1 protein-coding gene is annotated in these 308 nt (G+C 32.8%); it reads right to left on the minus strand.

Features of this window, described 5'->3' with window-relative positions:
• Positions 1-308 (minus strand): glycoside hydrolase (locus tag LG649_RS16020; RefSeq protein WP_317197669.1); only part of this gene is annotated, 308 nt, incomplete at both ends.

Genomic DNA, 308 nt, shown 5'->3' on the forward strand with positions numbered 1-308 from the left:
TTTTTCTAGAATACAAAACTCACTTTGCCAATAATCAAGACCTTGATATTCATTTAGTTTATGTTTCAACTTTTTTCGTATACCAATTAGGCTATCTACTGGCCAAGTTGTAAAATAGCTATGACCTGTAATTGTATTATCTAGATGCTTTAGTTCTTTCTTTTCGTCGAAAAAAAAGTCGATTTGATTACCTCGTTCTGACTTATTGTAGTTTGAGTATAACCAACGTAAATCGGCTGCTTCCCCCAATACTATTTTTGTAGACATACCACTCTCGTCTATACCCCTATCTAACATTTTAGTAAGTT

This window comes from Neotamlana laminarinivorans (assembly GCF_020523925.1).
Lineage (GTDB): Bacteria > Bacteroidota > Bacteroidia > Flavobacteriales > Flavobacteriaceae > Neotamlana > Neotamlana laminarinivorans.